The following is a 13,330-nucleotide window of genomic DNA, read 5'->3' on the forward strand; positions in this document are numbered from 1 at the left end:
TCTATACATATTCTTTATCAATTGCCTCATTTTCGTGGCATTATTGTAGGTTTAAGAGTTAACTACCTTAAAGTTTGTGAAAACAATAGCATAATGTAAGAACTTATGTATATAAAAAAGACTCCATTCAAGATGAAGTCTTTAAGAAACACTATTCTAAATATTGAATCACGGCTTGCGGAACATCTTCCTTTGCCACTATTTTTTCTCCCAAGACAAGCGTATCACTTGTTTCAACCTTTACATAATCACCAGGTTGTAATAATTTTTGTGGGTCCTCTGTTTGAAATGTGAATTCAACAATTCGACTGTTTCCTTCTAAATCCCAGGCTGTAAAGCGATACTCTTTACCTTTATCAACTTCTTTTCCATCCATATTAAAGAGTGGGTCAATCTCAGTTGATTGATCAGTAGGGACCTTAACATAAAATTCTCCACTTGCAAGATATCTTTTTTGATAATAACGTCCACCCAACACTAAAATAAAGATAAATAACACCATTCCAAAGAAAAACATTATTTTTTTTGACATAGAATCACTCCGTTTCGTTGTACCAACACATTAATACAGTTGAGTGAGATTGTCAAATGATTAGATTAAGTTGTTTTTCAAAAAACTTTTGTAGATACTATCCTCTTCAGCGATGCCTATCTGTTCATTGGCTATTTGTTTGAGTCCGTCTTTTGCATTACGCATCGCTACAGCGTGATCAACAACCTCAAACATTGGAACATCATTTAATCCATCACCATACGCATAAGATTTAATGTCGGGATCATACTGGCGATAGACTTTGTTTATAGCTGTTTTCTTATCAATTCCTTTAAGACCAATCTCGCCACTTTCAGGACCAAATTCAAACACCGTTGCATGATATATTTCAAACTCGTTTTTAAATTGTTGTTCAATGTCTTTAAATGGAAACTCTGTTGAAATAAATGATAATTTATTTATATCATGATAAGGAATCTCTTTTCCTTCACTCTTTTTTAGGATATCTAAAAACCAGCTTGGTTCGGGATTCTCTTGGTTTAAAAATAATTCTGGGCTTGTTTGATAGAGTTTATAGGCTGCTTCTTTTATTTTTGGAATACAGTATTCATTGATAAATAACCCTTGATTGCTTTCTAAGTAATACCCAATTTCTCGTTCATTTAAATAATTTGTAACATCATGTAATGATTGTTCTGGCATGGTTGTGTGTTGTATTACCTCACCTTTTAATTCAATGTATGCACCACCCGCACCGATAATTCCATCAAAGCCAATCTCCAGGATATCATCCGTTATTTCAGCTAAGGAACGACCGGTAGATAGAATAACGTCATTCCCTAAGTCTCTTGTTTTTTTAATTGCTTTTTTTGCACTTTCTGGAACGAAACCATCTTGTCCTGTCAGTGTTCCATCAATGTCCATAAATATAACGTTTTTCATACGTCCTCCTTTTAAAAAAGAAAGAGCAACTGCTCTTCCTTTAGTTTACTCTTTATTTAAGATATTTGCGCCATCAGTTTCTATGACTTCTTTATACCAATGGAAACTATCTTTTTTATAACGTTTTAATGTTCCATTCCCCTCATCATCTTGATCAACATAAATAAACCCATAACGCTTGGTCATTTGTGATGTACCACAGCTAATCAAGTCAATGCAACCCCAAGTTGTATACCCCATTATTTCAACACCATCTTCAATTGCTTCATACATTTGCTCGATGTGTTTTTCGATGTAATCGATTCGATAGCTATCATTAACTGTACCATCTTCATTCAAAGTATCCAATGCTCCCAAGCCATTTTCTACTAAGAACAACGGTTTATTATAACGATCATATAGTTTATTGAAGGTAATTCGTAATCCTACAGGATCAATGGGCCAATCCCATTCTGTTAATTCTAAATGTGGATTTTTAATCGGTGAATCAAATGCTCCAGCCGCTTCTGATGCATTCGCATGGTCAGATGATGTTGTGTGGGTCATATAGTAGCTAAAGGCTACAAAGTCTGCAGTATGTGCCGCAATAATCTCATCATCACCGATCTCTTTTTGAATCACGATATCATTTTCTTTAAAGTATCGTTGCATATATCGTGGGTACTCACCACGAACATGAACATCAGGATAGAACATATTTAATTGATCTGCTTTTAATGCTAATAACTGATCAGCAGGTTTCGATGTCATCGCATAGGTTTCAATCCGATTAATCATACAGCCAATTTCAAAATCAGGGTTTATTTCACGACCTTTTTTCATTGCCAATGAACTTGCAACAAATTGATGATGAGATGCTTGGAAAGCAGCTTCGGTTGTATTTTTAACAGTATCTGCTAATACACCACCACCTGTATAGGGACTATTTAAGTTCATGTTCATCTCATTAAACGTAATCCAATACTTTACTTTGTGTTTATAACGCTCAAACAATGTTTCTGCATATTTAACAAACAAAGGAATTGGCTCACGACTCATCCAACCATTGTATTTTTGAGTTAAAGTAATTGGCATTTCGAAATGTGACATTGTAACAAGTGGTTCAATATTATATTTTGCCAGCTCATCAAAAACTTTGTCATAAAATTCTAAGCCCTTTTCATTTGGAGTATCTTCTAATCCCGTAGGAAAGATTCGTGTCCAAGCAATTGATAAACGGAAAACTCGAAAGCCCATTTCTGCAAATAAACGAATATCCTCTTCATAGTTATTGTAGAAATCAATTCCCCATCGCTTTGGAAATTTATACTTTTCAGGATTTGTTAAATATTCATCTAATTCCGTTGAACTAACATTAAAGGTAAAGTTATCAACAACATCACCTGCATAAGGATCTTTATAAGCAACTAAGTCTTGACTTGATAAACCTTTACCATCAACATCGAATGCACCTTCTATTTGGTTAGCAGCAGTTGCTCCACCCCACAGAAAATCTTTAGAAAAACGTTTCATATTTTATTATTCCTCCTTGTTTTATCTGTTTTGTCATAGCGATGTTAATGATCAATTCTACGTAATTAACACCACGCCAAACAACTTACAGTCCTATTATATTCGATATTGGAAATATTGTCAATTATTGTTGGAAAGTTTACCAATTTGTGTATTTACATGGATATTAATGTATAATAGAGACAATCAGTAAAGGAGAATACATCATGAATCAAAGAAAAATAGATGCTTTAATTGAACAAAAGTCGAAAAATCTAACTTCAACTGAAATCGAAATCGCAAACTATGTCAAAACTAACCCGGAACTGTTAACCCAAATTCCCACAATCACCAAACTATCCGAAGTTTCCGGATTTTCTGTTGGTAGTATTGTTCGGTTTTGTAAAAAATTGGGGTTTGAAGGATACAGTGAATTCAAATTTTTTATCGCGAATAATTTAATTGAAATCGATTTAAATCATGATGACGACTATCTTGATGTACTCTTAGACATTTACATTCGGGAGATTTCACTATTAAAACAACAATTAGATCTTAAAGCAGTGTCCAACCTTTCAAAAAAAATTGTGGAGAGTGATACCGTAGTTATTATTGGTAAAAACAATAGTTACACAGCCGCCAATCAATTAAAGTTACGACTCATTCGACAAGGTATCAAAGCAATCAGCCTTGATGATGATAAAACAATCTATAATTATGCAGATATTTTAGATCTAAATGACATTGTCTTAATTTTTTCAGTTTCTGGATTTGGCTTCAATGATTACCCTGGTATGATACAAGCCTATCAAAAAAATAACGTTCCACTCCAACTCATTACTATGGACAAAAATAGCCGCATCTATGACATTGCTAATCAGACGATTTTATTGCCAAATAGTATGATAGCAAAAAAACATATGGCATTGGATGGGCAAATTCTTTTTCTAATATTTATTGATATTCTTCTCCATAAAATTGCTAATTACCAAATAAAATAAACACTTTCTTAATTTCCGAGGTAAGGACGAAGCAATGTTTCTGCTTGTTTAACACTTAAAAGATCATTTTTCATAAGGATCTCAACAATGTATGTTTTCTTTTCATCAATATAGAGTGTTTGACGTGTATTTTCCTCTGAAAACAAAATTAAATGTCCTGGATTATTTTTTATCAATTTGTTTTGAAGAATAAGCCATTCATTTAGCCAATGGTTATATACATCGAATTGAATTGGCATTTTATCTTGGTTAATCACCAATGTTGGCTTATTATTCTTTTTAAAAGTTGTTTTACTAAAATTATTTTTTTGATGTTTTAAAATCAATTTGTCCCACAATTTGCGATACTCTTTTTGTTGGACAAACAAATCAAAATCAAAAACAGGAATACCATACGTTTTGAATTCTTTCTGAGAATTTTCAAGGAATATGATTGCATCGATTTCTTGCAAGTTATAATGAACAATTTCATGTTCATATACATTAATAAAGTCTATTTCTGACAAATCTAAATCAGAACGATATATAAAAGTCTCATTCATTATCTTTGCGACAGGATTAACGACAAGTATTTTTAATTTTTGATAGGTATTGGGAATGGTAAAGAATTGATTGTATAAAAACAATGCAAGTTTTGAATATAATTCTACAACATACAACTTATCTGAATCTTGACATAAACTACAATATATTAAGAATGCTATTGAATTCGAAACATTCAAATACTGAAGCAGTTTAAACTCTGTTTGACTATACTTATATTTATAGTAACCTATGTTCTTCATGGCTTCGATTCGTGTTGATAGATTGTTAACATAGCTGTTAATTGTGTCATCACTTTCTAAGTTTACTTTTATTTCTTTTGAAAGATTTTCAATCAATTTATTCTTTTTGTTGTTGTCATCTAAATTGATGTCCATACTCATCTGCACATAGTCTTGAAAGTCAGATGTCGGTTCTTCTAGGTAGCTTTTAAGCCATTCCAGGATATCTGTCGACTTGTTCGCCCTTCGGTAAACCGCACTTACAAAAACACTCGCATCCAACACACTGTTATCATTCATGCTTATCATATTGTCCTGACAATACGATATAACGTGTCGGTAGACTTGTTCAAACTCACAATCTGTAATCAGTAAGTCATCAAAGCTGTGTACAACAAACATGTGTCCTGATTTAAAACTATAAATATCAGAAAAATCGACATAAGCACAAAGTTTGGAAAATTCAATTCCCGTCACTTTTAAGCCATAATATGGTTTATATTCAAGGTGTAGATTGTATTCTTTTAACAAAGAACGGACACAATTAAGATCTTTCGTTAGGGTTGTATCGCTAATATTATAGTAATCTTGAAAGAAACTAGACTTTATATAATCCTGAGCAATTACAAGAGTTCTTAAAATATGATCAATGCGTTCATTTTCAAGATTCCATGGTAATTTTCTATCCACTCTTTTTCTAAATTCTATCTCAAATTGCTTGAAAGACTGCTCTTGTTGATATTCCCATAAATAGACTTGTTTTTCACGTACGATGGATACTTGCATGTCTTCGTAAGCAAGTTGTTGATTAATCATTTCAATATCGATGTGTAGGGTTCTCAAACTAATCTCAACATGTTCAGCTAATTCTGATACATTCACACTATTTTTAGAAAATAGGTGATTCATGATTTCAAGTTCTCTTGAAGAAAATAGCATCGTCTCACTTCCTTTGTTTTATGATAACATATCTTGACTAAAAGACACTTAAACCATAAGTGTCTTTTTTAAAATATTATTCTAAATATTTTTCGCGAATTAAGTCAAGCATTCTATCGCTAATTTTTAATTCAGTTTTTATGTAGTCGAGAACAGATTCATAATGCTCAGAAATTTCATTTTGTGCCGCCACTATAAAACTTTCTCTAGTATCAAAATGCATATATAAATAATCAGCAACATCTTGATTATTGTGTGCTAACTTTAAAAATCTTTCTTTATACTGTTTATTTTTCTTCGCTCTTGCCCGTTTCGTCAACATATAATCATCGATAATTAAGTGAGGGTAAATGCCTAATATCTCTTGTATTAACATGATTGAATAACCTGTTCGATCTTTTCCACCACGACAATGTTGATAGGATATTGTGGTTTCAGAAGACCCAATCGTTCTTAACATTCTTGCAAAAGCAAGTTTACTTTCAGGCTCATAAACAAACCGTTTTTGTTGACTTTCCATTTGAGTGATTGCTTGCTTCTTTGTATACATACTTCCTTGCAAAAGAACATGATCATCCTTACCATCTAAGTCTTGTAGAATCCCTGCAAATGCTGCTGTATGAGCGTTGGGATCACAATAAACTGTTTGATCTTGATTTAAATATGGATTCGGATGCGAATTTATTTCTTCTGATGAACGTAGATCAATAATTGTATCAACGTCTAAGGATAAAAACTTAGTAAATGAAGCTTCTTTTAAATTAATGAGGTGATCACCACGATAAATGTGCCCCCACTTTGTTCGTTTCCCATCTTTGCATAAGTACCCTCCCATATCTCTTACATTATACATACCGTCTAATGGGATAATTCTATGGGAAAAAACTAAAACTTCACCGTGACTTTCAAATAGAAAATATTGGCGTTTTGTCTCACTTAATTCACAGATGAATTGATCCTTAATATGATGACTTTCAAGCAACAACTGACCTTTCATCTTCTTCTCATGATCATAACTATAAATAGCATAGGATGGCATTGTTCCTTTGATATCAAAGCTGATTTCGTGAGTATTATCACCGATATAAAAGCAATGAATTGCATAAAGACTACTCATTCTTATTCTTGACCTCTGCTAGTTTATCTTTGATCGGTACTGCATCATTATAGGCTGCAATTTGATAGGTAACATCAACGCCTTTAGCTAAGATAGCATCAAGTGCTTTTAATTCTTCATCCGTAAATGATAGGTCGTGATCATAAGCAATACGTCCCTCTTTTGAACGCATACCACCAAAGTTTATTGTTTCAAGGTCTAATCCTGCCTCCAATAATCTTAAGACGTCTACTGTGTTGGTTAAAATCAAAAATGTGCTTCGTTTGATCGGATGATTTTGAAGAATATTTATGAATTCATCCACCGAGAAAATATGCACTTTTAAATCTGGCGCTGCCATTTTTAGAACTTGTTGTTGAACTGGATTACTTGCAGCAACATCATCAACACAAATAACCTGGTCTGCACCGACATGCCTTAACCATGATGATGCAACTTGCCCATGAATTAAACGATCATCTATTCTTAACAATTTTATTGACATACTTTATTCCTCCATCATTTCATTAACATATTTAAATAAATCATGACTAATTGTCGCAATCTTATCTTTAATTATTTGATTCTCTTCATCAGAATCCATCGCAATTTCCAATAAAAGTGGCAAATTGAATCCCGTGTATATTTCTACTGGATAGCCTTCTAAGAGTAACTTTAGTGCAATGTTAAATGGCGTACCACCGTACATATCACAAAATAAGAAATAACTTTTGTCATTCTTGATATCAAGCAGTTTTTTTGTTTCTAAATAGACTTGTTCTGGACTTTTATCTTGAGTGACAGATATTGAATTAAAGTTATCAGCTAAATCACCCATAATCAGTCTTAAGGAACCCAAAGACGCTTTTGCAAATTCACCATGACTCATGACAATAAATCTTTTTGTCATACTAATATTCCTACCGCTGCTAAAGCAGTTCCTAATACTAAAATCGTAAAGATCATCGTAATCAAGTGTTTTCGTGGAATTTTATCATGTAGTTTATATAAGAATACCGTAAATAAAAGTGGCAATAGATTTGGCATTACGTTATCTAACAATTCTTGAATGACAACTTTTGTCTCACCAACAACAAGTTCTGTTCCAATTTGTATTTTAACAAACGAACCGATCAAAGCCCCTAAAACAATGACTCCAACTGCTGTTGCAATATTAATAATTTTTTCAATTGCTTTTGCTTGGTCACCACTTGTGATAAAATCCAATCCTTTTTCATACCCTAGCATGACCCCTTTATACTTAATAAAAATATTAATACCGTTGTAAATAACAAACATCAAGATTGGGCCTAAAATATTTCCCTGTAAAGCATAAGCTGCACCAATACTTCCGGCGATTGCTTGAATTGTTATTTTAAATACAGAGTCTCCAATCCCAGCAAGCGGACCCATCATTCCTGATTTAGTCGCAATAACCGCCTCTTTTTCATCTTCGTTTGTAGTTTCCTCTAAAGCAGCCGTAATTCCTAAAATCATACCCGTTGCTGTGTTTTGAGATAAGAAGTAAGTTAAATGACGTTCCATTGCCGCAACTTTTTCTTCTTGAGGTTTCCCATCATAAATTTTTTCCAATACTGGAGAGATTGCTGTAGCAAATCCGATGGCCTGCGCTGACATATTATTAACTGTTAATCCTAAACCGAAAATTTGTAAACGCCAAAATGATTTATGTAGATCTTTCTTTGTAAGTTTATTTTCAACTATGACTGTTTCTGTTTCCATTATAAATCATACCCTCCCGTATCATTATTACTTGGTGCTTGTTTAGCTTCCATTATCCATGTGTATAAGATTGCAAATATGAATGAGATGAGCGTAATTGCCAAAATATTTAAATTGAGATAAGTTGACAATGCGAAACCAAAAAGCAAGAAGGCCCACATACCATCTTTCATCATAAGTGTCATCAAAATTGATAATCCAACCGCTGGCAATATTTTTGAAGCGATACCAAGTCCACCTAATATATTGGCTGGGATCCAACCAATGACTTGATCAACAATGCCATGTCCAAAGTAAATAAATAAAAATACCGGAACAAATCGAATTAAAAACTGTAAAGCAATTGAAACGTAGTTTATTTTTAATAAACCATTAAAATCTCCTGTTTTTGCAATCTTATCTGCCCATGGTGCGTAAAGATTTCTTAGCATCCCAACAATGAGTTCAAATTGTTGAGACAAAATTGCAACGGTTGTGGCTGTTGCTACACCAGCAGCAATTCCTTGACCTGTAGTAATAGCAAATGTTGTTCCGACGATTGTTCCTACAATAACATCTGGAGTTTTATAACCTGCCATATTACCAAGACCCATCCACATTAGCTCAAGTGTCGCTGAAACAACCAGCGCCTCAGGGATATTCCCCAAAATAACCCCTACCATCGGACCAACTAAAAGTGGTCGTCTTAACATCTGAGGCCCTTGATCATCATACGATGCAAAACCAGCCCACAAAGCAATTAAAAGTGATTCATAGAATAACATAATTCATCCTCCTTGACTCTTATTCTACGCTCCTTCCTACAAGTCACAAGCAGTAATATTTCAACTGAAAGCGCATTCAACTTGCACAAGGTTCGTGCTTAGAAAACGGTGTTTAAATTTGGATATATTTTTTTACACAAAAAGAAGCCTCTGGGGGGCTTCTTTTTAGTCTTTGAGCATCAATGATTTACAAGGAGGTAAGTCAAGTGATTAAATGCTCAATGATTCATTGTCTTCATCATACCAAACAGGGTTAATGAATTTTAGATAGCATTCTTCACCTTCTTCAAAAAACTTATGGTGAGGAGCTTGTACCTTAATTGTTTGTTCACCCATTTTAACATAGTATTCTGTATACTCTGCTAGAATAATACGACGTTCAATAATTGATTTAAACCCAGTTTCTTTGTTTATTTCAATTTCACTTGGGCGAGTTGCAAGGGTTTTTACCAAGTGTTTTTTTGCGATATTACAGCTTATTTCTTGTTCTTGGTCGCCCTTTGCATAAACTTTTCCATCTTGTAAATCAACCTGGGTAAAGTTGGATTCACCTAAGAAGTTATGAACAAATAAATTAATGGGTTTATTGTATAAGTTTTCAGGTGTATCAACTTGAATAATTTCTCCTTTATCCATGACCAACATGCGATCTGACAATGCCAAAGCTTCTGATTGGTCATGAGTAACAAAGATAATTGTAAAGTTAAATTCTCGTTGTAAACGTTTAATTTCAAAACGCATACTTTCTCTTAGTTTAGGATCTAAGTTAGATAGAGGTTCATCTAACAATAGAATCCCTGGATTAACAACGATTGCACGAGCTAAGGCAATTCGTTGTTGTTCTCCACCCGATAAATCGGATGGATAAATGTGTGCTTGTTTGTCTAAGTTTGTTTGTTTTAAAGCAAGTTCAACTCTTTCTTTAATCTCTGCCTTGGATTTTTTTTGTACTTTCAATGGAAACGCAACGTTGTCAAAGACATTTAAATGTGGCCACACTGCGAAAGCTTGGAAAACCATTCCTAAGTTACGATCTTCAGGTTGAACGTATAAGTTTTTATCCTTTATAGAAACAGCTTTTCCTTCTAAATGAATTTCACCTTCTGATAAGTCTTCAAATCCAGCAATCATTCTTAAAGTCGTTGTTTTCCCACATCCAGAAGGACCTAGGAATGAGAAACATTCGCCTTTTTTGATATTTAGACTGAAGTCATTAACAGCAGTTATGGTTCCAAGTGTTTTGGTTGTAAAGCGTTTCGTTACATTTTTTAATTCAATTTGATTCATCGCTATACTCCCTTTCTATCTTTGGTAATTTGCGTAATCACTGCATTACAAATAATAATTAACACAATTGTTAAGGTTGCAAGTGCACTCGCTTCTGTAATATATCCATCTGAGCGAAGTGAATAAATCGAGACCCCTAGAGTTCTGGTATAAGGTCCATAGAGCAATGCACTCGTTGTTAATTCTCGCATGGCTGGTAGGAAAATGAGGAAGAATCCAGATACCATGGCTGGCCTAATTAGAGGGAACGTTATATCTTTCAGAGATTCGGTATGTGAGGCACCACATGAACGGGAGGCTTCTTCTAATGACGGGTGAACCTGTCTTAAAGCAGCCGAGGAAGCGTTCATAGAGAATGATAGATAACGCGCTAAATAGGCAATTAAAATAATCCAAATTGTGTTGTACAAGTTAATTCCACCAATTTTCCCTGACCAAGCAAGAATAACCCCAATGGCTAAAACTGTACCTGGTAATGAATATGGAAGCATGGACAAGAACTCAAGAACACCTTTTCCTTTAGGTTTGATTTTAATAATAACATAAGCAATCATAACACCTAAGAACATATCAATGATACCTGCTGAAGTTGAAAGGAATAAGGAGTTTCTCAGACCATCGCGGACCATTGTATTATTAAATAAGATATTTGAATAGTTCTTAAACGTCATGTTCGCAAACGTTAATGGTAATCCGTAAGACTTCAACAGTCCAACAAGGAAAATCATACCCATTGGAACAACAACAACCACAAACAATGTAACAAACGAAACAATTAGAAGAGGTATTTTAGCTCCACGCAACTTAATAAGTGTTGGACGCATACTCTTTCCTTTAATAATATCGTAACTTCCTGATTTCAAGAGCATTCTTTGAGCAATCAGAGCAACCGATACGACCAAGACAAGCAAGATCGATAAGATTGAGGCTTCTCGAATCCCTTGGAAACTACCAGATGAACGGTTGATCAACTGGAATATACGAGTTGGAAGTGTATAAATGTTTTGTGAGAACCCTAAAATTGAAGGAACTCCAAAGTGTGAAAGTGATGAAATCATAATTAGAAGGGCACCTGATGAAATTGCTGGACGAACAAGTGGCAAGGTAATCTTGCGAATAACATAGCCTTGTTTTGCACCGGCAATACGAGCAGATTCTTCTAACGTTGGATCCATTCTTTCTAATGCACTAACAACTTGCATAAAAACAAATGGGAAGTAATACGATATCTCAACGAATATAATTCCCCAAAGCGAGTTGATATTGATTGGAGCGCTACTTAAGTTAAAAGTAGCCATTAACCAATTATTCAAATATCCTCCACGACCTGATAATAATAAATCCCAGGCCATCGCTCCAAAGAAAGGTGGAAACATATAAGGAATACTAAACAAAGCGCGCATGAATCCCTTCATTGGGATATCACTACGACCTAAGAGCCATGCATAAAATAATCCCATTGCTGTCCCGATTAACGTAACCCAGAAAGCAATCTTAATTGTATTCCACATTGATCCTAAGTTTTCAGGATCAAATAAAACTCGACCAAATGTCGCAATATCTAAACTACCATTACTAAATAAAGCATTATAGATAATCATCATGACAGGGATAATTGCTACAATAAATAAAATTACAAAACTTAACACTGTCATAATTTGATCTAATGGTAATTTTTTTCCATCCAATGAGGCTAAATCTTTATTTTTTCTAAATCTATTTTTAAACATTAATTTGCCTCACTTTCATAATAAAATTCTTTCATAAATTTCAATCCTACAGTTTCATTTTCGTCATAGTAACCATTTTGTAAGACATCAAGTGCAGATTGTTGAACACGGATTATCTGATCACCCAATTCAACAAAGTAATTCGTAACATTCCCAAGGAAAGTCACTGATTTTACTGTTGCTACACATTCCGACTCATCATCAAATACAATGTCCATTGGACGGACCGCTAGTTCATAAGCTTGTCCTTTTTCAATTGAATCATCAACATCTGAAATTTTGACTGAACCGTTTTTTGTCTCAATCATGATTGAATCATTTTTAATTTCTACCGGTATAAAATTGGATATACCAATAAATTTGAAAACAAAACGATCAATTGGATTCATAACAATATCTATATCGTTACCAATTTGTCGCAAGTATCCTTGATTATCCATAATTGCTAAATGATCACACAACTGTAACGATGCTTCTTGATCATGAGAAATGTAAATAATCGTTGTACCAATCGTTTCTTGGATTTGACGAATTTCTTCAAGCATTGCTTCACGCAATTTTAAATCTAAGTTTGTGATGGGCTCATCCAGAACAATAAGTTCTGAAGATGAAACTAAGGCACGAGCAATCGCAACACGTTGTTGCTGTCCACCACTCAATTGTGAAGGTAAGTGCTTTGCATATTCAGACATTTGAACTTGCGCTAATGCCGCTTCTCCCATTTTAATTCTTTCTTCCTTTGGAACTTTACGTTTTTTCAAAGGATACATAACATTTTCTAAAACTGTTAAATGTGGCCAAACCGCATAATCTTGAAATACTACTCCAATATTACGACGTTCTGGTGGTACATTAATTTTTTTCTTAGCATCAAATACGCACATATCCCCAATGTGAATCGCACCTGTTTCTGGTTTGATAAAACCACATAGCATTCTAATCAATGTAGTTTTACCGCAACCAGATGGGCCAATAACACCCATAATCTCTCCGTCTTCGACGTCAAGGCTAAGATTATCGATGATTTTTTTGTCTCCATAACTGAAAGACACATTTTCAAATCTTACTTTAGCCATTACT

13 protein-coding genes are annotated in these 13,330 nt (G+C 34.0%); 1 reads left to right on the plus strand and 12 read right to left on the minus strand.

Going from position 1 to position 13,330, the window contains the following annotated elements; all coding sequences use genetic code 11:
- Nucleotides 1-151: 151 nt before the first annotated feature.
- From GVV10_RS06100 to GVV10_RS06110, 3 genes are read right to left on the minus strand one after another with little or no spacing between them, the layout of a single operon-like run.
- Entirely contained in the window at nt 152-532 is a 381-nt protein-coding gene (locus tag GVV10_RS06100) for a YxeA family protein (protein WP_159520696.1), read from the minus strand.
- A gap of 60 nt (nt 533-592) precedes the next feature.
- Complete coding sequence (locus GVV10_RS06105) at nt 593-1,435, minus strand: Cof-type HAD-IIB family hydrolase (protein WP_159520698.1); 843 nt, start codon at nt 1,433-1,435, stop codon at nt 593-595.
- 45 nt (nt 1,436-1,480) lie between these two features.
- Nucleotides 1,481-2,947 (minus strand): glycoside hydrolase family 1 protein, encoded by a 1,467-nt coding sequence (locus GVV10_RS06110; RefSeq protein WP_159520701.1) that lies wholly within the window; start codon nt 2,945-2,947, stop codon nt 1,481-1,483.
- 206 nt (nt 2,948-3,153) lie between these two features.
- Here GVV10_RS06110 and GVV10_RS06115 point away from each other — a divergent pair, with 206 nt between their 5' ends.
- Nucleotides 3,154-3,927 (plus strand): MurR/RpiR family transcriptional regulator, encoded by a 774-nt coding sequence (locus GVV10_RS06115; protein WP_159520703.1) that lies wholly within the window; start codon nt 3,154-3,156, stop codon nt 3,925-3,927.
- An 8-nt stretch (nt 3,928-3,935) separates the two neighbouring features.
- On the opposite strand, the gene GVV10_RS06120 is transcribed toward GVV10_RS06115, so the two are convergent.
- From GVV10_RS06120 to GVV10_RS06160, 9 genes are all read right to left on the minus strand, one after another.
- Entirely contained in the window at nt 3,936-5,630 is a 1,695-nt protein-coding gene (locus GVV10_RS06120) for a helix-turn-helix domain-containing protein (protein ID WP_159520705.1), read from the minus strand.
- A 76-nt stretch (nt 5,631-5,706) separates the two neighbouring features.
- Complete coding sequence (locus tag GVV10_RS06125) at nt 5,707-6,747, minus strand: tyrosine-protein phosphatase (RefSeq protein WP_159520707.1); 1,041 nt, start codon at nt 6,745-6,747, stop codon at nt 5,707-5,709.
- Nucleotides 6,740-7,231, minus strand: coding sequence for a PTS system mannose/fructose/N-acetylgalactosamine-transporter subunit IIB (locus GVV10_RS06130; protein WP_159520709.1), 492 nt, complete (start codon nt 7,229-7,231; stop codon nt 6,740-6,742). Before GVV10_RS06130 ends, GVV10_RS06125 begins: the two co-directional genes overlap by 8 nt.
- A gap of 3 nt (nt 7,232-7,234) precedes the next feature.
- Complete coding sequence (locus GVV10_RS06135; RefSeq protein ID WP_159520711.1) at nt 7,235-7,636, minus strand: PTS sugar transporter subunit IIA; 402 nt, start codon at nt 7,634-7,636, stop codon at nt 7,235-7,237.
- Nucleotides 7,633-8,469, minus strand: a complete 837-nt coding sequence (locus GVV10_RS06140) for a PTS system mannose/fructose/sorbose family transporter subunit IID (protein WP_159520713.1) — start codon at nt 8,467-8,469, stop codon at nt 7,633-7,635. Before GVV10_RS06140 ends, GVV10_RS06135 begins: the two co-directional genes overlap by 4 nt.
- Nucleotides 8,469-9,233, minus strand: a complete 765-nt coding sequence (locus GVV10_RS06145) for a PTS mannose/fructose/sorbose/N-acetylgalactosamine transporter subunit IIC (RefSeq protein ID WP_159520715.1) — start codon at nt 9,231-9,233, stop codon at nt 8,469-8,471. The genes GVV10_RS06140 and GVV10_RS06145 overlap by 1 nt, the downstream gene beginning before the upstream one ends.
- A 210-nt stretch (nt 9,234-9,443) precedes the next feature.
- Entirely contained in the window at nt 9,444-10,520 is a 1,077-nt protein-coding gene (locus GVV10_RS06150; protein ID WP_159520717.1) for an ABC transporter ATP-binding protein, read from the minus strand.
- 2 nt (nt 10,521-10,522) lie between these two features.
- Nucleotides 10,523-12,250 carry an ABC transporter permease gene (locus GVV10_RS06155; RefSeq protein ID WP_159520719.1) on the minus strand — a complete coding sequence of 576 codons (1,728 nt, stop codon included), beginning with the start codon at nt 12,248-12,250 and terminating at the stop codon, nt 10,523-10,525.
- Entirely contained in the window at nt 12,250-13,326 is a 1,077-nt protein-coding gene (locus tag GVV10_RS06160; RefSeq protein ID WP_159520721.1) for an ABC transporter ATP-binding protein, read from the minus strand. Before GVV10_RS06160 ends, GVV10_RS06155 begins: the two co-directional genes overlap by 1 nt.
- Nucleotides 13,327-13,330: the final 4 nt, after the last annotated feature.

This window comes from Erysipelothrix urinaevulpis (assembly GCF_009828835.1).
GTDB lineage: Bacteria > Bacillota_I > Bacilli_A > Erysipelotrichales > Erysipelotrichaceae > Erysipelothrix > Erysipelothrix urinaevulpis.

What these genes read in the sequence shown, in the direction of transcription:
- GVV10_RS06100 (WP_159520696.1), bottom strand. Translation starts at nt 532, where the DNA reads ATGTCAAAAAAAATAATGTTTTTCTTTGGAATGGTGTTATTTATCTTT.
- GVV10_RS06105 (WP_159520698.1), bottom strand. Translation starts at nt 1,435, where the DNA reads ATGAAAAACGTTATATTTATGGACATTGATGGAACACTGACAGGACAA.
- GVV10_RS06110 (WP_159520701.1), bottom strand. Translation starts at nt 2,947, where the DNA reads ATGAAACGTTTTTCTAAAGATTTTCTGTGGGGTGGAGCAACTGCTGCT.
- GVV10_RS06115 (WP_159520703.1), top strand. Translation starts at nt 3,154, where the DNA reads ATGAATCAAAGAAAAATAGATGCTTTAATTGAACAAAAGTCGAAAAAT.
- GVV10_RS06120 (WP_159520705.1), bottom strand. Translation starts at nt 5,630, where the DNA reads ATGCTATTTTCTTCAAGAGAACTTGAAATCATGAATCACCTATTTTCT.
- GVV10_RS06125 (WP_159520707.1), bottom strand. Translation starts at nt 6,747, where the DNA reads ATGAGTAGTCTTTATGCAATTCATTGCTTTTATATCGGTGATAATACT.
- GVV10_RS06130 (WP_159520709.1), bottom strand. Translation starts at nt 7,231, where the DNA reads ATGTCAATAAAATTGTTAAGAATAGATGATCGTTTAATTCATGGGCAA.
- GVV10_RS06135 (WP_159520711.1), bottom strand. Translation starts at nt 7,636, where the DNA reads ATGACAAAAAGATTTATTGTCATGAGTCATGGTGAATTTGCAAAAGCG.
- GVV10_RS06140 (WP_159520713.1), bottom strand. Translation starts at nt 8,469, where the DNA reads ATGGAAACAGAAACAGTCATAGTTGAAAATAAACTTACAAAGAAAGAT.
- GVV10_RS06145 (WP_159520715.1), bottom strand. Translation starts at nt 9,233, where the DNA reads ATGTTATTCTATGAATCACTTTTAATTGCTTTGTGGGCTGGTTTTGCA.
- GVV10_RS06150 (WP_159520717.1), bottom strand. Translation starts at nt 10,520, where the DNA reads ATGAATCAAATTGAATTAAAAAATGTAACGAAACGCTTTACAACCAAA.
- GVV10_RS06155 (WP_159520719.1), bottom strand. Translation starts at nt 12,250, where the DNA reads ATGTTTAAAAATAGATTTAGAAAAAATAAAGATTTAGCCTCATTGGAT.
- GVV10_RS06160 (WP_159520721.1), bottom strand. Translation starts at nt 13,326, where the DNA reads ATGGCTAAAGTAAGATTTGAAAATGTGTCTTTCAGTTATGGAGACAAA.